Origin of the sequence: Apibacter muscae (assembly GCF_007845595.1) — a bacterium.
In the GTDB taxonomy this organism is placed as follows: domain Bacteria; phylum Bacteroidota; class Bacteroidia; order Flavobacteriales; family Weeksellaceae; genus Apibacter; species Apibacter muscae.
On the sequence record NZ_SELI01000015.1, the window covers coordinates 249,300 to 267,681 of the forward strand.

An 18,382-nucleotide genomic window follows, 5' to 3' on the forward strand; every position below is an offset into this window, starting at 1 on the left:
ATTAATTAATAATTTTAGGATTGAGCCAGTTGTCCACTTTATCATATAGTAAATTCCATAAACTTCTTCGATTTATTATGAATCGACCCGTCAATGTCATTCCTTTTTTAATCTCTCCTTTATAGCCATTTTTCAACGTAAGATAATTCTTATCTAAATTACACCATACCTTAAAATAGGAGCTTCCATCGGATCTTAAAGTTATATTCTGATCTATATCCATAACATTACCTCTCGCCATCCCCCATTGATTATAATTGTATGCATCTATTTGAAAATTTACCATCTGTCCTTTTTGTATTAAACCTATATCATTGGCAGATACATACATTTCAACTTTTAATCCGTCTTGTGCGGAGATTTCTGCTATTATTTGTGAATCATTAAGAAATGATCCTTTTTGGATTCCTATAAAATTCATTATACTCCCATTAATCGGTGAAGTCAAAATATAATTATCTTTACTAGCATTAATTTGATTTATACTGCCTTGATAACTTTTTATTTGCTGTAATATTTCTCTTCTATGCGTTTGCCACAAAGCATATTGTTGTTGCTCTAAATTTTTTAAATAAGTTTCTGCTGACTTTAGTTCATATTCATATTTCTCAAATTCTGAGGCTGAAATAACGCCTTCTTGATATAATTTTTCATTCCTTGCATAGGATTTTTTAGCTAATACTAAATTGGCTGTGGCTTCTTGTTTTTTTTGTAAATAAGACTGATACTCTTTTTGAATTTCAGAAGTTTTTAGTGAACCTACATGTCCTTTACATAGATTATCTAAATCTTCTAAAACTAAATTGAGATCTCCTTGAATTGAAATATTACTTTGTCTTTCAGCTTCTAAGGTCGATGCTTGTAAAACTAGTAACGTATCCCCTATTTTAACATTTTTATTATTACTAATGTTAATAAACAATATTCTACCACTAACAACACTTGAGATTGGAACATTTTCAGACTCCGTGCGTACTAGCCCCCTACTCTGCGTAGATATATCTATTTTTATTATAGGTAATAATATAAAAAAAACTAGTAGAACTACGATTACCAAAGTATAAATATTGAAATTTTTAACTTTATTTTTATAATAGAGATTCTCTATGGTATATTTAATATTAGAATACTTCGACATATTTGCAAATGGCAAACTTAAAATAAAATTTTAAATTTATTATTTTATTTAATTAATATTAAATGTAAAATTATGCTATTACATTATATTTATAATAAAATATACACGAATTATAAATATGTTATTGAATGAAAAGTAGATGTATAAGGCATAAAACTTATTGTACATTAGAATAAATTCTATGATTTAAATTCATATATGAGTGGGTATAAATGCTATATATAAAAAAATATCATAAAAAAAGGGAGCTAAAATTTAGCTCCCTTTTTTGACCTTATTATTTAAACTTCTTGCCTCATTTGCAATGCTGCTGCAACCATGTATTCTAATGCTTTTTTCGTTTCATCCCATCCACGGGTTTTTAATCCACAATCTGGGTTAACCCACAACTGCTCTACAGGGATGCTTTCCTTTGCTTTTTTCAATAAGAATACCATTTCTTCTTGGGTAGGTACTCTTGGAGAATGTATGTCGTAAACACCTGGCCCTATATCATTCGGGTATTTAAACTTAGAAAATACTTCTAATAAATCCATGTTAGACCTTGAACATTCAATTGTAATAACATCGGCATCCATATCAGCAATTTCCTGAATCATGTCATTGAACTCTGAATAACACATATGGGTATGTATTTGAGTTTCGTCTTTAACTCCACAAGAAGATATTCTGAAAGCTTTTATAGCCCATTGCAAATAATCCTGCCAATCATTTTTTCTTAAAGGTAAACCTTCACGAATGGCTGGTTCATCAATTTGTATTAAATTAATGCCCGCTTCCTCTAAATCATGAACTTCATCCCGGATAGCTAAAGCAATTTGATAACAAGTATCTCTTCTAGGCTGATCGTCTCTTACAAAACTCCATTGTAAAATAGTTACCGGTCCTGTTAACATACCTTTTACAGGTTTATCTGTTAAGGATTGAGCATAAGACGTCCATTCTACAGTCATAGGTTCTGGACGATAAACATCTCCAAAGATAATTGGTGGTTTTACGCAACGGCTTCCGTAGCTTTGAACCCATCCTTTTTTAGAAAAAGTAATTCCTTCTAATTGTTCACCAAAATATTCAACCATATCATTACGTTCAAATTCTCCGTGAACTAATACATCTAAGCCTATTTCTTCTTGTATTCTTATTGCTCTCTGAGTTTCTTCTTCTAATAATTTTTGATATTCTGAATCTGAAATTATTCCTTTCTTATTTTTTGATCTCCAGCTACGAACCTCTTTAGTTTGAGGAAATGAACCTATCGTAGTTGTTGCGTATAGCGGTAGCTGTAACGCTTCTAATTGTTTTTTCTTTCTTTCTGAGAAGGCACTTATTCGTTTGTCAGAAATGGATTGTAATTGCTCCATTCTTTGTCTTACTTCTTTATTATGTGTAAGTGCGGATTCTTTTCTATTTTTTATTGAATTAGAATTCCTTTCCTTCTTATCTAAAATTTCTGAATCATTACTTCCAATAGCAAGCGCTTTAATTGTTGCTATTTCTTCTACTTTTTGTTTAGCAAATGATAACCAATCCTTAATTTCAGGCGTTAACGTTTTTTCATCCGTTTCCAAATCCAAATCAACGGGCGTATGAATCAATGAACAAGAGGGAGCAATAAAGATTTTATCTTCCCCTATTTTCGTTACTGCTTTTTGTATAACATCTAAAGATTTATCAAAATCATTTTTCCATATATTTCTTCCATCTACAACCCCTAAAGATAATATCATCTCTTTAGGTGCTAATTCTAAAGCACTATCCAATTGTTTAAAGCCGTGAACACAATCTATATGCAAGGCTTGAACAGGAAGTGAATATGCCAATTCCAAGTTATCTCCTATACTACCAAAATAAGTAGCAATCATTTTTTTTATGGATGGAAATTGCTTATCAATCTCATTATATACATGGCGCAAAGCCTCTTTCGCTTTGGGCTCTAAATCCATAACTAAAAAGGGTTCATCAAACTGAATCCATTCAACTCCAGCCTCTTTTAGTTTATTTAAAATTTCAATATAAACTGGTAAAAGGTTCTTTATTAAATCTAGCTTGTTAAAAGATTTGTCAACTTCTTTCCCTAACAATAGATAAGATACTGGGCCAATAATAACAGGCTTCGCATTAATTCCTGAATTTTTAGCTTCTAAAAACTCATCTACAATTTTAGTAGAAAAAAAAGAGAATTTTTGATTTTCTTCAAACTCTGGTACAATGTAATGGTAGTTAGTATTGAACCACTTTGTCATTTCCATGGCACGTACATCTATTCCGTCTTTTTGTACTCCACGAGCCATTGCAAAATATAAATCTAATTCAGAATTAGATTTATTTTCTAAAATTTTATTATATCGTTTGGGTATAGCTCCTAACATTAAGGATGTATCCAACACATGGTCATAAAAAGAGAAATCATTGGAAGGAATCCAATCCATACCTAGATTTTTTTGTGTCTCCCAATTCTGATTACGAATAGTCTTTCCAACTTTTACTAAATCATTTATTGAGATCTTTCCAGCCCAATAGCTTTCACAGGCTTTTTTCAATTCTCTGTCGCTACCTATACGAGGATAGCCAAGATTGTGCGTTTGCATTTTTTAAAAATTTTTTAACTGATTAAACCATAAAAAAATTCTTATTGCTAAACTTCACAATGTTTCATATAAAAATAGATAAGGAATTTTACTTATATTTAAATACCTTGAAAGGAATTTCAATTCAAGTATTTTTATAAATAATTATCCTAACATATGTTTTTATAAATCGCGAAAACATTGTCAATTAAAAATAGGCAGGTCTCCTGGCTTATAACATTTTATCTACCTTCTCATCCAATTTGCATTAGATAATGGCTTATCTTGATAAAACATAAATATTAATTACAGTTGCGCGTCAGCTCATGATTTGCACATGATTCCCTATTCATCTGCTTTACACAGAACCATATTTTTTTTGATAAAGAAATTAAGAAAAGAACTTGTAAACAAAGATATAAAAAAAAAACCTTTATTAACCAAGTCATTTTTTTAAGAATTTATTATAGATCAATTTATTCCAAATTTTTCATAAATTTTATTATATTCTTAATTAAATCATCCATTTTTTTCTATAAAAAACCTATGATTAATCCATAGATTATAAGCGATATCCAGACTTATATCTAAATTTTATAAAAGTTATTTCAAGCCGTAACAATCTATAAAACAAAAATGGGACTTGAAGATATCTTCAAGTCCCATTTTTGTTTTATCACTAATTATTATAGTGTATTTATATTATTTAAATCTTCAAAAGCTTTTTCTAACCTTTTTGAGAATGATTCTTCACTTTTGCGAACCCATACTCTAGGATCGTAGTATTTTTTATTTGGAGAATCTTCTCCGGTAGGATTTCCTACTTGAGATTTTAAATATTCAATGTTATTCTCAACATAATCTCTAACGCCTTCTAAATATGCAAATTGCAAATCTGTATCAATATTCATTTTAATTACTCCGTAGCTGATAGCTTCTCTAATTTCAAGTAATGATGATCCTGATCCTCCATGAAATACAAAATTAATAGGCTTTTCTGATCCTCCTATCTGTTTTTGTACATATTCCTGAGAATTGTGCAATATTTTTGGCTCTAATTTAACATTTCCTGGTTTATACACTCCATGTACATTCCCAAAAGCAGCTGCAATGGTGAAATTTGGACTTATAGCATTCAATGCTTGATAAGTTTTATAAACATCTTCCGGCTGTGTATATAATTTAGAACTATCAACATCGGAATTATCTACTCCATCTTCTTCTCCCCCAGTAATACCTATTTCAACCTCCAAAGTCATTCCTATTTTAGCCATTCTTTCAAAATATTTTGAAGATATAGCTAAATTTTCTTCCAAAGATTCTTCTGATAAATCTAACATATGTGAAGAATACAAAGTCTTCCCTTCTTTTTTATAAAAATCTTCATTGGCTTCAAGCAATCCATCGATCCATGGCAATAATTTTTTTGCACAATGATCGGTATGAAGAATAACTGTAGCTCCATAAGCCTCTGCTAAAGTATGAATGTGTTTAGCTCCTGCAATAGCACCTAAAACATCCGATCTTAAATTTGAATTTTTATAACCTTTCCCCGCATTAAATTGTGCTCCTCCATTTGAAAATTGAATAATAATTGGTGCATTTACTCTTACTGCTGTTTCTAATGCTGCATTTATATTACTTGAACCTATTACATTGCAAGCAGGTAATGCAAATTGCTTTTCTTTAGCATAATCAAATATTTCTTTCACTAAAGAACCTGTTGCAACTCCTGCAGGAAATTTTCTACTCATGATATATTTATTTATTGTTTTAGTATTTTAAATGTAAATATAGGTAACTATTTATAGTAAACCATACTTATCTATCAATTTTATCATGATATAAGTTGGGATTTGAATTTTTTCAATTTTAAATTTAAAATTATATTCTTTGATTTATTTAAAGCTTTAACAATGGATTTAATTTGTTTTTAGTTATTAATATTCCTTTAAAACTTGAATTTCTAAAGTATTTCTTAAATTATATTTTAATTTTGTTTGTAGAAAATAAGTTTTATTTATGAGATTGTTTATTGGAAATATCACCCCCGAGCATGTAACCTTAAACCAAGAGGAAGAACACCACATCATTAAAGTATTACGAATGAACGATGGTGAGGAGATATATGTGACTGATGGTTTAGGAAGCTTAGTTCGTGGAGAAATTTCTATTATGGGCAAAAAAATTTCCATAAATGTTTTGGAAATTGTAAAAACAAAACCAACGGAAATTGATAATAAAGGATTGCACATAGCTATTGCTCCCACTAAGAATATAGACCGATTTGATTTTTTTTTAGAAAAGTCTATTGAATTAGGCATATCAACTATAACCCCTGTTTTATGCGCTAATTCTGAAAGAAAACATTTAAATTATGGAAAGGTTTTAAAACAAGCCTATGGTGCTTGTAAACAATGCTTAAGAACAGTTTTTCCTATCATAAATCCGTTGACCAACCTTCAAGATTTTTTAAAAAATAGTGCTGAAAACATTTATGTTGCACACTGTTACAATGAATTTGAAAAAAAATCTATTAATCAAGTAATTAAGAATCGGAAAGATCTTACAATCCTTATTGGACCTGAGGGAGATTTTTCAAAAAAGGAGATAGAACATTTGTATAGCTACGGTGCTACGGGTATAAGTCTAGGAGAAAATCGATTGCGTACTGAAACAGCCGGCATTTTTGTGACCTCCTGTTACTATTATTCTAATTTTGATTAATTCTTTTAAAAGAGTGTTGGATTATCCAACACTTCCTTCCAAAGAAATTTCAAGTAATTTTTTGGCTTCAACCGCAAATTCCATAGGCAATTTATCTAAAACCTCTCTACCAAATCCATTTACAATTAAGGCTATAGCTGTCTCAGTATCTAACCCCCTTTGATTGCAATAAAATATTTGATCTTCACCAATTTTAGATGTGGTAGCTTCATGCTCTAGCTGAGCAGTTTCATTTTTTATTTCTATATAAGGAAAAGTATGCGCTCCGCATTGATTTCCCATAAGCAAGGAATCACACTGCGAAAAATTACGCGCATTGTTTGCTCCTGGCATAACCTTTACTAATCCTCTATAACTATTTTGCGATTTACCTGCAGATATCCCTTTAGAAATTATCGTTGATTTGGTATTCTTACCAATATGAATCATTTTAGTACCTGTGTCTGCTTGCTGATAATTATTGGTTACTGCTATAGAATAAAACTCGCCTACGGAGTTGTCTCCCTTTAAAATACAAGAAGGATATTTCCATGTAATTGATGAGCCCGTTTCAACCTGTGTCCAGGATACTTTAGCGTCTTTTTCACAAACTGCTCTTTTGGTTACAAAATTGTAAACACCTCCTTTCCCTTCTTTATCTCCTGGATACCAGTTTTGAACTGTTGAATATTTTATTTCAGCTCCATCTAAAGCTATTAATTCAACAACCGCAGCATGCAATTGATTTTCATCTCTTTGTGGCGCAGTACAACCTTCTAAATAGGAAACATAGCTTCCTTCATCAGCAATTAATAATGTTCTCTCAAACTGTCCTGTTCCTGATTGATTGATACGAAAATAGGTGGATAATTCCATAGGACAGCGAATTCCTTTAGGAATATAGCAAAATGATCCGTCTGAAAACACTGCAGAATTTAGTGCCGCATAAAAATTATCCGTTCTAGGAACTACTTTACCTAAATATTTTTTTACTAAATCTGGATGTTTTTGAATTGCTTCGCTAATGGAACAGAATATAATTCCCTTTTCTGCTAAAGTTTCTGAAAAAGTTGTTTTAACTGATATACTATCTATAACTGCATCTACGGCTACACCTGTTAATCGTTTTTGTTCATTCAATGAAATGCCTAACTTTTCAAAAGTTTTTAATAACTCAGGATCCACTTCATCCAAACTACTAATTTCTTTCTTATTTTTAGGTGCTGCATAGTATTTAATTGCATTAAAATCAGGCTCTTCAAATGAAACATTTGCCCAATTAACTATTGACATTTGTTTCCAAATTTTAAATGATTCCAGCCTCCACTCAAGCATCCATTCCGGCTCATTTTTTCTTTTAGAAATTTCTTTGATAATATCTTCATTTAAACCTGTAGGGAAATCTTCATATTCTAAATTAGTTTCCCAACCGTGCTGATATTCCTTTGTTTCTAAATCTATTCTTAATTCCTCCTCTGTATATTTATCTCTACTCATTTCTTTAAATTTATTTTCAATAATTCAATTGAACAATTATGACAAAAATAGATAGAATATATTTAGTTCAAAATACTGAATGATAGATTTTTTCAATAATAAAATTACGCACAAAAATTTATCTGAAAAAAATTTAAAAGTAATCTGAAAAATAGGGTTGTTCTTCAGGTATAATATCTTCTAAAATTCTTAATGTATCTAAAGTTGTTTTTAAACGTTCAATTTTATAAAAATATGAGGGGCTTCTATAACTCATTAACATGGCTGTCAAAGTTCTAATATCAACCTCTACTGAATCTCCAATAGGATCATTTAAAACTTGAAATTTATCTTTATTGACCCATCGTATACCGAAAATCCCATTGTTCCATTCTGCCAATGGATCGGTTATTTTAAAATGAAAAGGTTGAGTAGAGCTATATTGAAAAGGATATTTTAGTAAAAATGCTTTTACATCTACAATTCTTGCCATAAAATAGGGTCTTATGGTCTGAGTAATCTGGCTATCTTCCATTAAGAATGCTAAAGGATCATTCTTATATATATTCCCTTTTACGGTATTTACCATGGAGTAATGGGCAGAAATGAAATTCCAGAGTCCTTTTTGTGATTCCATATTCAAGTATATCATTTCTTTTATATTAAAAACATCTCCACTAATCCAATACAATACATATCCTTTGGGTTGACTTTGTTGATCGTAATAAACGGCTGCATGCCTTTCTTCTTCATTCTCCCATCTCCAATATTCTTCCCACTCAAAAGAACCTCTAATAAGAGCTCCATGATTGGTTTTAGCGAATTGGTTATATGTTATAATAATATCTTTGTGGTTAACAGGCAGTCGTTCTACGTATCCGGGAAGATCTACAGGTTTAGGCAACTGAGAATCTTTAATCACATAGGTTAAATGATCAGACATAATTTCCCATCCTTTTCTTTTATAATAAGGCACAGAATATGGATACAAATAGGAAATAGTCTGACCTTTGCTTTTCATATTTTCTAGTCCTACTTTAATAAGATCATTCATTAACCCTAAGTTTGCATATTCTGGATAGGTTCCTACTCCGGTTAACCCACCCATTTTATATGTCTTTCCATGAATATTGACTTTACATGGATAAATAGAAATTTGTGAAATCAATTGGTCTTTATTAAACCATCCGATAACATCCGCTCTCTCTAATATTGGTCTTTTGGTTCTTATAATTTCTCCTTCTTCATATCCGCTATCTTCTAAGATTTTATTGGTAACTTGAAAAACATACCTAAGCAATTCATTGTGTTGATCTAAAAACTCAACCCCTACAGTCTTGATTATTAATGAATTTCTTAATTTATGATTAACCATGGTTATTTTTTTAACACTTAATCAAATTTATAAAGTAAATATATGAAATAAAATCAGTTACATTCTACTTTATCAAATCATCTAAATTTAGAGGTAATTTTTTGTTTTTTTATTATAATTTTTACAAAAAATAATTACATTTGCCGAAAATTAAAATTTTTATTATGAAAAAAATATTATTATCTCTTTCTTTAGTTGGATTGATAGCTTTCAACTCTTGTAAAGACGAAAAAACAACTACTACAACACCAGAAACTGTAGACACGATTAAAAATAACACGGAAGATACTCAAACATCACCAGATAGTGTTACAACTAATGCTGAACTTCCTAAATTTGAAGATAAAGAAGTACAAGAATTTGTTGATTCTTATTCAAAATTTATAAAAGAAAACGAAGCATTACTTAAAGACTCTACTAAAATTGCTGAAATGAAACCTAAATTAGAGGAATGGGCTCAAAAAAGTCTTCCTATATTTACTAAACTAGCAAACAATCCAGAAGAACTTAAAAAATTCACTGAATATTTTGAAAAAACTTCTAAGTAAAAAATAAAAAAAGGTGGTTATTTATAACCACCTTTTTTATTTACCCTACAAAAGGTTTATACCTTTACTTACTCTATTTAAGCAATAGATAAATTATTAATAACAATAAATCTCAACCAAATTTATTGTTAATTTATATCAATATTAGTATATAAAATTTTATATTATTTAAAATTTATAATACAATAATATTGTAACTTTGCATAATCTTCGCTAAGTGGAAAGATGCAACAATTATGAAAAACTCTTTGTTTTATGCTAAAATATTGCTTTTTGGAGAATATGGGATCATTGAAAACTCTAGAGGTTTAACTTTGCCATATAATGCCTATAAAGGAACCTTACAATTTTCCTCCTCTCTTAGTGAATCTCAATTAAAATCAAACAAATCATTATATAATTTTTTGATTTATTTGAAAAAAATTGAACTACCTTCTAGGTTTAAATTAAATCTGAAATCTTTAGAAAAAGATATTGAAAATGGAATGTTTTTTGACTCCAATATCCCTCAAGGATATGGTGTTGGTAGCTCTGGTGCTTTGGTCGCTGCTATTTTTGATAAATATTCGGGACATAAGGTATCTCCAGATACAATTTCTAAAAATGATTTGAAGGATTTAAAAATTATCTTTGGAAAAATGGAATCTTTTTTTCATGGTAAAAGCTCTGGGATTGATCCTTTAATTTGTTACATGAATATTCCTTTGCTTATTCAACCGGATGCGGAAGTTGATAAAGCTAAAATTTCTGAAAATAATGAAGGCAAAGGAGCAGTCTTTCTTATTAATTCTGGAATTCCTGGAGAAACTGAACCCATGGTAAAAATTTTTTTTGAAAAGTTGAAAAATGATGGTTTTAGAAAAACTTTAAAAGAAGAATTTATCAAGTACAATAATGAGTGTATTGATTCCTTTTTAAATAAAGATATGAAGTCTTTTTTTAAAAGTCTTAAACACCTTTCTTCATGGGCACTTAATAATTTCACACCTATGATTCCTTCAGATTTTTTGAAGATATGGGAGAAGGGAATTAGTTCAAATACCTACTATTTAAAGTTATGTGGATCTGGCGGGGGAGGTTATATCTTAGGTTTTACAGAAGATTACGAAACTACACAGGAATTACTTAAAGACTATAATAAAGAAATCGTATATCGTTTTTGATATTTCTTCTTTTTTTTAGTTGCTATATTTTTTGAAAAAATAAATGAATTATTTAGATAAGAATATATGGTTATTTAATTTATCCTTGTTGCTAAGAGTTAGAATAGTCAACATAGTAATGCTTTTTTGTTCTATGTATATTTCTGCTATATTCTTATTTGGTGAAAATAAAGGTGTTATAGAAAATTTAAAAAGTATAAAACTCCATGGGATCATTTTCTCATCTATTTTAAGTGCCATGGCGGGCTATATCATTAATTTCTTTTATGATCAAGATAAAGATAAGATTTATCGACCTATTACTACAAAATTGCAAAGATTCATTAAACAAAGTACAGCTTTAAGAATTTATATTTTATTAAATTCTATTTCATTGATTATTGCTGCCCTGTTATCATATCGAATTTTTATATTTTTTCTTTTTTATCAATTTATAATATGGTTATACAGCCATAAATTTAGTAAGGTTATTTTTATAAATAATTTTATAAATTCAATATTAATGCTTTTTCCTTTTCTAGCTTTATTTCTTTTTTATGAAAATTTTTCTAAACATATATTATACTTAGCTTTTTTTTTATTTCTGTTAATGCTAATAAAAGATATTTGCAAGGATTTAGATTCTTATAAATTTGACAACATTTTTAATTATCATACACTTCCAAATACTATAGGAGTTGTTTATACTAAAGCTATTTTAGATGTTTTGTTAGTGTTTTTATCGCTTACCTCTATTTTTTTAGCTTTTCAAAAACATTTATATGAAATAAGGCTTTATTATCTTCTCACGGCATTTTTATGTTTGAATTCTGGCATATTTATTTGGTTTATAAAGACTTCTAAAATAAATTCACTAATTTTAATGATAAAATTTTGGATTTTTTTAGGAACTATATCTTTGCTTTTTATTAATGGTAATCCATTACCTTTGCATATACTTGAGTAGCATTCAGAAAAATCTATTCAATTTTTCTTTAAAATAAAAAATAGTAAATGAATAATAAATCACCAAATCGAAGGGGGGCTGGAAGAAATGAAAAAAGTTTTAAAAAATCTTTTCAGAATGAATCTAATAAAAAGTCTTCTCCTTCAAAATTTAACAAAGATCTAAAAGATAAAAAGAAATTTAATACTAGTCCATCCTTTCTTAGGAAAAAGAATGCTAAGCCGATAGAAAAAAAGGAAGGAATTAGACTAAACAAATACATTGCTAATTCGGGTATATGTAGCCGAAGAGAAGCTGATCTATTTATTCAAAATGGAGTAGTAAAGGTGAATGGTAAAATAATTACAGAATTTGGATACCAAGTAATGCCTGGGGATGAGGTTTTCTTTGATGGAAGATATATTCGTCCGGAAAAAAATGTTTATGTTCTTTTAAACAAACCTAAAAGCTATATTTCAACTACAAAAGATGAAAAAGCTCGTAAAACCGTGATGGATTTAGTTGCTAACGCTTCCCCTTACCGCTTATACCCTGTAGGAAGATTAGATCGACAAACGACCGGAGTTTTACTATTAACAAACGATGGTGATTTAACTAAAAAACTAACCCATCCATCTCACGAAGTTAAAAAAATCTATCATGTAACTCTGAATAAAAAAGTAAGTGTTAGCGATTTTGATCAATTGCTTGAAGGTATTCGCTTTGAGGAGGGTATTGCTAAAGTTGATAAAGTATCATATATTGAAGGTTCTCCTAAAAATGAAGTAGGTGTAGAAATACATATCGGTTGGAACCGAATTGTAAGAAGAATGTTTGAAAAGCTTGGTTATGAAGTAGAAAAACTGGATAGAGTTATGTTTGCCGGACTTACGAAAAAAAACCTAAAAAGAGGATATTGGCGAATACTTACCGAACTTGAGATTAATAATTTAAAAATGCTATAAGCAAACTATAAAGTTTGCTTATTTTTTTTCAACATATATTTTTCAATAATTTTATCAACCATTTTTTGCCAATAATATGCTAAAATAATTGTTAATATAAAAGCAATTATATCGCTGAAAATTGACTTAGTAAAAAGACTGCATAAAAATAAGATTTTCTCATGGAAAATGAATAAAGTAAGGCTATGACTTCCTAAAAAAGTTAAAATGGGAAATTTATAATTTGGAAATAAAGAGAAATTATAACATAAAAACATACACAACGGCAACGTTATAAAAATAAATGGAAGTAAATAATTCCCGTATATTGAAAAAACACTTGTGAAATAGTATAGATAACATAACAATATAACCCCAAAAATAAAACTTACAATGATCAAAGAAATCATGGTTTTAGATAATTTATAATCTTTATGGTTTTTTAAAAAATCTGCCAACCAAAAACCCATTATATAAAGTGGTATTCTAAAGGTGAAATTGTATAGATAATCAAAGATCCCTTCTGATAAATAACTAAAAATATATGCTCCTAAAATAACTATTAATGTAGAAATAGTTTTATTTATTTTAAAAAATTTATAAAATAGTGGAGTAAATAAATAGATAGATATGAGTGCCGGTATGAACCAATCATAAATATTCATCAAACCTACGTTTAACCAAAAGCCTAGAGTAGTTAAGTTATAAAAAAATGCTATCGGATTCCAAAACCCTACTATATTAGCAATTATTGTAACAATTAAAACTACGGGAAGATAGTATGGCAATATTCGTATAGCCCTTCTGATATAAAAATTTTTCGTTGAACCATCTTTTGAGATTGAGTAGTAAACACCAAAACCTGAAACTAACATAAAAATATCGACTCCCCCGTAACCCATCTTTTTTAAAAAATCTAAGATTCCAGAAAATTCTGTAGGTAAATGTGAGTGAAAAAACATAACCCACAAAATTGCAACACCCATTAATTGAGTTCTGTATCTGCTAAGTAAATTTAATTTCATCTTATACTATTTTATTTATTTAACCCCTATTGAATCCAGCCATTGTCTATATTTTTTTGCATTTTGTATATGTTCTTTATCGTCTGCAGTAAATGCGTGCTTACCTGTATTTTTAATTGCACACATAAACAAGTAATTAGTATTAGCTGGATTAAGCACAGCATCAACTACGAAATCGTTAGGTATACAAATGGGTAAAGGTGGCAATCCTTTGTATTTATATGTATTATAGGGAGAATCTATAGAAATATTTTTCACTCTTTTCATCATTACTTTAAAACCTTGCTTTTTTCTTTCTGCATATATAACTGTTGGATCTGACTGTAATTTCATTCCTTTATTTAGCCTATTGAGATATAAACTTGAAATAATAGGAAGTTCTTCTTTTTTCATATATTCTCTTTGAACAATGGACGCTAAAGTATAAACTTCTAATTTTGAAAGATTTAATTGTTGGGCTTTATTCAATCTTTCTTCTGTCCAAAAATTGTTATGAATTTTTTCGAAGCGGGCAAATAATTTTTCTGGAGAAGTATTCCAGTTTACAAAATAGGTTTCTGGAGTAAAATATATTTTTAACTCTTCTACCTCTGAATAACCTTTTTCTAATGCTACTTTTTTAAAATAATTTAAAAATATAATTGAATCTGCTTCTAAATTTTTACCAAGATCTGACGCTAACTCATAAATATCATCATAATTTCTAATTCTTAGATGCACCTCTTCTTGCTTACCTAATAATAAGCGATTAATTACTTCTTTATTAGTTTCTCCTTTCTTAATTTTAAATCTACCTGCCTTAATTTTATTTGGATAGTCCGATGAAATTGCTTTATCTTCAAAAGATTGAATGTTTTTAAGATATGGATTTATTAGTACTTTTACATCTTCAAAAGTTGCATTCGTTGGAATATATAATAAAGCATCATTCTTCACATTTGAAGAATACGAATTTTTATAATAAGTTTTTCCAATTAAAAAAGCTATAATAATTAATATAAGATAAAATAGTGAAATATTTTTTTTTTTATTCATATTTGTTTTTAATATTATTTTGTTACACAAAACAATTTGATAAATTTAGATTATTTTTTTATAAAATTCAAAAATAAGTATTTTTTATAAATTTGTTAAATATAGTATTCAAATTATGAAATTAGGGTTACTGGGTAAAAATATTTCCTATTCATTTTCACAGAAATATTTTAATGATAAATTTAAAGTTTTAGGTTTAAAAGATTATTCCTATGAGATCTTCGATATTCAGGATAAAGATAGTTTAGAACAATTATTTACCATTCCTAAACTTAATGGATTTAATGTTACCATCCCTTACAAGCAAGATATTGTTGAATATTTAGATGAATTAAGCCCAGAAGCCCATAAAATTGGTGCTGTAAATACTGTATTAATTGCACAGGGAAAAAAAATAGGATTTAATACTGATGCTATCGGATTTAAAAACTCATTATCTCCACTGTTAGAACCCCATCACCACTCAGCGTTAATACTAGGAAGCGGGGGTGCATCAAAGGCAGTATCCTATGTTTTAAATCAATTAGGAATAAAAAGTAAAATTATTTCAAGAAATGGTGAAAATAATTATTTCAAATTGAATGAGAACATGGTTTTTTCTCATCCATTAATAATTAATACTACTCCACTTGGTACCTTTCCTAATATTGATCATATTCCTTCTTTTCCTACTGAATTCTTAACTCCCAATCATTTGGTCTATGATTTAATCTATAATCCTGAAGAAACTAAATTACTTCAATTAGCCAAGGAAAAAGGTGCAAAAACTAAAAATGGATTGGAAATGCTCCATTTACAAGCTGAAGCTGCTTGGGATATTTGGAATTCAATGTTTTAAATAAAAATTTATTTTTTGTTAAATACAGTCCCAGAAGCTTGCGCTCTAGGTAAAATGGTCATATCTGCAATCTGAACATGATCTGGACGCGATATAGCGTAATAAATTGCATCTGCAATATCATCCGCAACTAAAGGTTCAAAACCAGTGTAAACAGCATCTGCCTTATTCTTATCACCTTTAAATCTAACTAAAGAGAATTCTGTTTCAACAGCACCTGGTGCTATATTGGTTACTTTTATGCCTAGTGGTAATAGATCCATTCTCATCCCTTTGCTTATAGATTCTACAGCATGTTTAGTCGCGCAATATACCGATCCTTTTGGATAAGTTTCTTTACCTGCTATAGAACTTAAATTTACAATATGACCAGATTTATTTTTTATTAAATATGGAAGAAGAGCTTTTGTTACATTTAAAATTCCTTTAATATTTGAATTAATCATAGAATCGAAATCATCTAAAGATGCATCTTGAAAAGTATCCAAACCATGTGCATTCCCCGCATTATTTACCAATATATTTATATTTTGTTTACATTCTTCTGTAAGACTTTCAATGGCAGTAAAAACTTCTTTTCTATTGCTAACGTCAAAAGAAAGTAAAGTTACCTCAACTTTTTCCTTTAATTCTTTTTTTAACTCTTCTAACTTTTCTTTCCTTCTTCCACATAGAACCAGATTAATTCCACATTCAGCAAATTTTTTAGCTGTTGCTAAACCTATCCCTGAAGATGCTCCCGTAATTAAAGCTGTTTGAATCATAAGTATTTTTATTTTTAAATTTAGGCATTTTTCATCTTAATAAAAATCCAATTAATATAATTTAACATTTAGTAAATCCTAAATTCATCCATAAAAATATTATAAGAGGCTAATTTACCTACCTTCAATCCAAAGAAATTATTGGATGGCTGATTTAAATTTAAATCTGATAGCCCTGAAATGTCTAGAGTAATTAATGCCCATTGTCCATTAGTATCAATAATTCCAGAATAAGAATTATTGGATGAAGCTGTTATAACTTTATCTTCTGAAACATCTCCTAGATTGAATGCATAGTAAGAAATTTGATCTGTTTTAAAAAGTGATATCGATATAGTTTTATTAGATTTACCTTTTATATAGAATTGTATTTTTTTTGGTTGTTGCAGTAATTTCTTTTGTGCAAGAATAGTAAATACATATTCGTTGGCTGATGTCCCATCGGTTTTTAAATGTAAAGAATTTGAGTTGTTTATTCCTGTTTGGTTACTTAGGTTTGCATACGGTTTTATACCAAAACTATTTAATGAACTTATAAAAGCGTTATAATCTTCAAAATCCCCTCCTGGAAAAACAAGTGTATTTGTGGTCTGAGAGTTTTCTTCTCCATCCTCAGGCAGTGTGTTAGAAGAATTATCTTCTTTTCCTAATACATAATCTGAGGTGTTTTTCATACCAGCTTGATTAAAATAAGTAGTTAAGTCTCCATAAACCATAACCTCTCGTTTAAAATTAACAGGATTTGTCGCCAAATTTAAATTGGGTCTTACGGTATTAACTCCCGTTGCATCATAAGGCAATTGAACCGGGATACACTTGGTATAATCTGTTTCGTTTGGAGAAGCTGCTATTAATATATTTGATTGTGTTGTAAATGGAGCATTGAATTGAGCTCCTTCTACAATTGATTGTCCTGTTACAGAACCCACTATATACCCTTTTACCCATTTTCCAGTTTGACCTTGGTTATTCATTGCCTGAGATATAGTAAATGGATTTTCTTTTGTTCCTTCCGTATCTCCTTTTTCTTCTTCTTTATTCCATCTGCTTTGATCCAAATTTACATCTTGGATGGTTCTTAACATGAGTTGCCAAGTTGATTTATATTTAGTCAATATACCTTTTATTCTACCACTTCCTGAGGGCAATATATTATTTGCGAATTTTGCGTAAGAACTAACTCTTACATTTAAAATATTGCCCTGTTTATCTTCTATGTAACTTCCAGAAGTATTATCTGAATCATAATACGTTTTATTTAAATATTTTTCTTGAAATTGTACAGAATCTAGCTCTATCAAGGTAGCTAAGTTTTCATTTTTAATTGCATTCTCAATATTAGTGTAATGTTGTACCAACGTTTCTTCATTTACTTTATCTTCTGCTAAAAGAATCATATTTTTGACTAAATTCCATTCTGCCTGACCTACGGTTGAAGAACCATATTTTTCACCACCTAACTGAGCTATATCATATTGCTTGGCTAAATATAATCCTTTCAGTTTAACATAAACTTTTCTACCTGCGGGATAGTAATTATATATGTTGGATTGATTTATATTGAGTTGTATCCCACTTTTCCCGTCTGAAGTTGTTATATAAAGATTTTTATAAATATTTCCTCCTTCATCACTTGATACTACAAAACCTTCTATTATGGAATCTTTATGCAATAAAGTTGAATTTTCCGTCGCTTCGGCTTTTAACTGTGGAATGGTATAATTGGTTGTAAGGTTGGGATAATTTAAAATCGGTGATTGATAATCATCATCATGAATACAGCTCAATGGAATAAAAAGTAGGGCAAAAGTTACAATTAGCATTATAATCTTTTTCATTTTATAAGTTTTGCTCATATTAAAATTTTTAAAAGTTAAA

Annotated in this window: 16 protein-coding genes and 1 riboswitch; of the genes, 6 read left to right on the forward strand and 10 right to left on the reverse strand. The window is 29.1% G+C overall.

Translation table 11 applies throughout. The features are described 5' to 3' along the window. Position 1 precedes the first annotated feature (1 nt). From ETU10_RS02190 to fbaA, 3 genes are all read right to left on the reverse strand, one after another. Positions 2 to 1,138 carry an HlyD family secretion protein gene (locus ETU10_RS02190; protein ID WP_146309559.1) on the reverse strand — a complete coding sequence of 379 codons (1,137 nt, stop codon included), beginning with the start codon at positions 1,136 to 1,138 and terminating at the stop codon, positions 2 to 4. 281 nt (positions 1,139 to 1,419) lie between these two features. Further along, the gene (gene metE / locus ETU10_RS02195) at positions 1,420 to 3,726 is read right to left on the reverse strand and encodes a 5-methyltetrahydropteroyltriglutamate--homocysteine S-methyltransferase (RefSeq protein ID WP_146309560.1); all 2,307 of its coding nucleotides are present in this window, start codon (positions 3,724 to 3,726) and stop codon (positions 1,420 to 1,422) included. Positions 3,727 to 3,905: 179 nt separating this feature from the next. After that, positions 3,906 to 4,094: riboswitch (cobalamin riboswitch) on the reverse strand. Between the two features lie 297 nt (positions 4,095 to 4,391). Beyond that, positions 4,392 to 5,459 carry a class II fructose-bisphosphate aldolase gene (gene fbaA / locus ETU10_RS02200; RefSeq protein ID WP_146309561.1) on the reverse strand — a complete coding sequence of 356 codons (1,068 nt, stop codon included), beginning with the start codon at positions 5,457 to 5,459 and terminating at the stop codon, positions 4,392 to 4,394. A gap of 268 nt (positions 5,460 to 5,727) precedes the next feature. Between fbaA and ETU10_RS02205 the strand changes: the two genes are divergently transcribed. Then, positions 5,728 to 6,432, forward strand: a complete 705-nt coding sequence (locus ETU10_RS02205; protein WP_146309562.1) for an RsmE family RNA methyltransferase — start codon at positions 5,728 to 5,730, stop codon at positions 6,430 to 6,432. Between the two features lie 21 nt (positions 6,433 to 6,453). Here the strand turns inward: ETU10_RS02205 and sufB are convergent, their stop codons facing one another. Beyond that, a complete protein-coding gene (gene sufB / locus ETU10_RS02210) occupies positions 6,454 to 7,908 on the reverse strand; it encodes a Fe-S cluster assembly protein SufB (protein WP_146261540.1) in 1,455 nt (484 codons plus the stop codon). A gap of 133 nt (positions 7,909 to 8,041) precedes the next feature. Next, positions 8,042 to 9,262, reverse strand: coding sequence for a GNAT family N-acetyltransferase (locus ETU10_RS02215; protein WP_146261541.1), 1,221 nt, complete (start codon positions 9,260 to 9,262; stop codon positions 8,042 to 8,044). Between the two features lie 164 nt (positions 9,263 to 9,426). On the opposite strand from ETU10_RS02215, the gene ETU10_RS02220 reads away from it, so the two are divergent. Further along, the gene (locus ETU10_RS02220) at positions 9,427 to 9,810 is read left to right on the forward strand and encodes a hypothetical protein (protein WP_146309563.1); all 384 of its coding nucleotides are present in this window, start codon (positions 9,427 to 9,429) and stop codon (positions 9,808 to 9,810) included. Between the two features lie 236 nt (positions 9,811 to 10,046). Continuing rightward, positions 10,047 to 10,973, forward strand: a complete 927-nt coding sequence (locus ETU10_RS02225; protein WP_146309564.1) for a mevalonate kinase family protein — start codon at positions 10,047 to 10,049, stop codon at positions 10,971 to 10,973. A 48-nt stretch (positions 10,974 to 11,021) separates the two neighbouring features. Here ETU10_RS02225 and ETU10_RS11290 read toward each other — a convergent pair whose 3' ends face one another. After that, complete coding sequence (locus ETU10_RS11290) at positions 11,022 to 11,213, reverse strand: hypothetical protein (protein ID WP_246118408.1); 192 nt, start codon at positions 11,211 to 11,213, stop codon at positions 11,022 to 11,024. On the opposite strand from ETU10_RS11290, the gene ETU10_RS11410 reads away from it, so the two are divergent. Together ETU10_RS11410 and ETU10_RS02235 are read left to right on the forward strand one after the other, a co-directional pair. Beyond that, on the forward strand, positions 11,212 to 11,919 hold the full coding sequence (locus ETU10_RS11410; protein ID WP_375762806.1) for a UbiA family prenyltransferase: 708 nt from the start codon (positions 11,212 to 11,214) through the stop codon (positions 11,917 to 11,919). The two genes, ETU10_RS11290 and ETU10_RS11410, sit on opposite strands and share 2 nt — an antisense overlap. A 47-nt stretch (positions 11,920 to 11,966) precedes the next feature. Continuing rightward, positions 11,967 to 12,863 (forward strand): pseudouridine synthase, encoded by an 897-nt coding sequence (locus ETU10_RS02235; protein WP_146309565.1) that lies wholly within the window; start codon positions 11,967 to 11,969, stop codon positions 12,861 to 12,863. Between the two features lie 5 nt (positions 12,864 to 12,868). Here the strand turns inward: ETU10_RS02235 and ETU10_RS02240 are convergent, their stop codons facing one another. Next, positions 12,869 to 13,867, reverse strand: coding sequence for an acyltransferase family protein (locus ETU10_RS02240; protein ID WP_146309566.1), 999 nt, complete (start codon positions 13,865 to 13,867; stop codon positions 12,869 to 12,871). Between the two features lie 15 nt (positions 13,868 to 13,882). Further along, positions 13,883 to 14,902, reverse strand: coding sequence for an endolytic transglycosylase MltG (gene mltG, locus ETU10_RS02245; protein ID WP_146309567.1), 1,020 nt, complete (start codon positions 14,900 to 14,902; stop codon positions 13,883 to 13,885). A gap of 115 nt (positions 14,903 to 15,017) precedes the next feature. Here mltG and ETU10_RS02250 point away from each other — a divergent pair, with 115 nt between their 5' ends. Continuing rightward, positions 15,018 to 15,740 (forward strand): shikimate dehydrogenase family protein, encoded by a 723-nt coding sequence (locus tag ETU10_RS02250; RefSeq protein WP_146309568.1) that lies wholly within the window; start codon positions 15,018 to 15,020, stop codon positions 15,738 to 15,740. 8 nt (positions 15,741 to 15,748) lie between these two features. Here ETU10_RS02250 and ETU10_RS02255 read toward each other — a convergent pair whose 3' ends face one another. Both ETU10_RS02255 and ETU10_RS02260 read right to left on the reverse strand, forming a co-directional pair. Then, positions 15,749 to 16,504: an SDR family NAD(P)-dependent oxidoreductase gene (locus tag ETU10_RS02255; RefSeq protein WP_185145039.1), complete on the reverse strand. Its 756-nt coding sequence runs from the start codon at positions 16,502 to 16,504 to the stop codon at positions 15,749 to 15,751. A gap of 68 nt (positions 16,505 to 16,572) precedes the next feature. Next, positions 16,573 to 18,342, reverse strand: a complete 1,770-nt coding sequence (locus ETU10_RS02260; protein ID WP_146309569.1) for a DUF5689 domain-containing protein — start codon at positions 18,340 to 18,342, stop codon at positions 16,573 to 16,575. Between the last annotated feature and the right edge of the window lie 40 nt (positions 18,343 to 18,382).

Coding starts and splice junctions, on each gene's coding strand:
- ETU10_RS02240 (WP_146309566.1), bottom strand. CDS start 13,867: ATGAAATTAAATTTACTTAGCAGATACAGAACTCAATTAATGGGTGTT.
- ETU10_RS02190 (WP_146309559.1), bottom strand. CDS start 1,138: ATGTCGAAGTATTCTAATATTAAATATACCATAGAGAATCTCTATTAT.
- sufB (WP_146261540.1), bottom strand. CDS start 7,908: ATGAGTAGAGATAAATATACAGAGGAGGAATTAAGAATAGATTTAGAA.
- ETU10_RS02215 (WP_146261541.1), bottom strand. CDS start 9,262: ATGGTTAATCATAAATTAAGAAATTCATTAATAATCAAGACTGTAGGG.
- ETU10_RS02255 (WP_185145039.1), bottom strand. CDS start 16,504: ATGATTCAAACAGCTTTAATTACGGGAGCATCTTCAGGGATAGGTTTA.
- ETU10_RS02250 (WP_146309568.1), top strand. CDS start 15,018: ATGAAATTAGGGTTACTGGGTAAAAATATTTCCTATTCATTTTCACAG.
- metE (WP_146309560.1), bottom strand. CDS start 3,726: ATGCAAACGCACAATCTTGGCTATCCTCGTATAGGTAGCGACAGAGAA.
- ETU10_RS02235 (WP_146309565.1), top strand. CDS start 11,967: ATGAATAATAAATCACCAAATCGAAGGGGGGCTGGAAGAAATGAAAAA.
- mltG (WP_146309567.1), bottom strand. CDS start 14,902: ATGAATAAAAAAAAAAATATTTCACTATTTTATCTTATATTAATTATT.
- ETU10_RS02260 (WP_146309569.1), bottom strand. CDS start 18,342: ATGAAAAAGATTATAATGCTAATTGTAACTTTTGCCCTACTTTTTATT.
- ETU10_RS11290 (WP_246118408.1), bottom strand. CDS start 11,213: ATGGCACTTAAAATAGATGAGAAAATGATCCCATGGAGTTTTATACTT.
- fbaA (WP_146309561.1), bottom strand. CDS start 5,459: ATGAGTAGAAAATTTCCTGCAGGAGTTGCAACAGGTTCTTTAGTGAAA.
- ETU10_RS02220 (WP_146309563.1), top strand. CDS start 9,427: ATGAAAAAAATATTATTATCTCTTTCTTTAGTTGGATTGATAGCTTTC.
- ETU10_RS02205 (WP_146309562.1), top strand. CDS start 5,728: ATGAGATTGTTTATTGGAAATATCACCCCCGAGCATGTAACCTTAAAC.
- ETU10_RS02225 (WP_146309564.1), top strand. CDS start 10,047: ATGAAAAACTCTTTGTTTTATGCTAAAATATTGCTTTTTGGAGAATAT.
- ETU10_RS11410 (WP_375762806.1), top strand. CDS start 11,212: ATGGCGGGCTATATCATTAATTTCTTTTATGATCAAGATAAAGATAAG.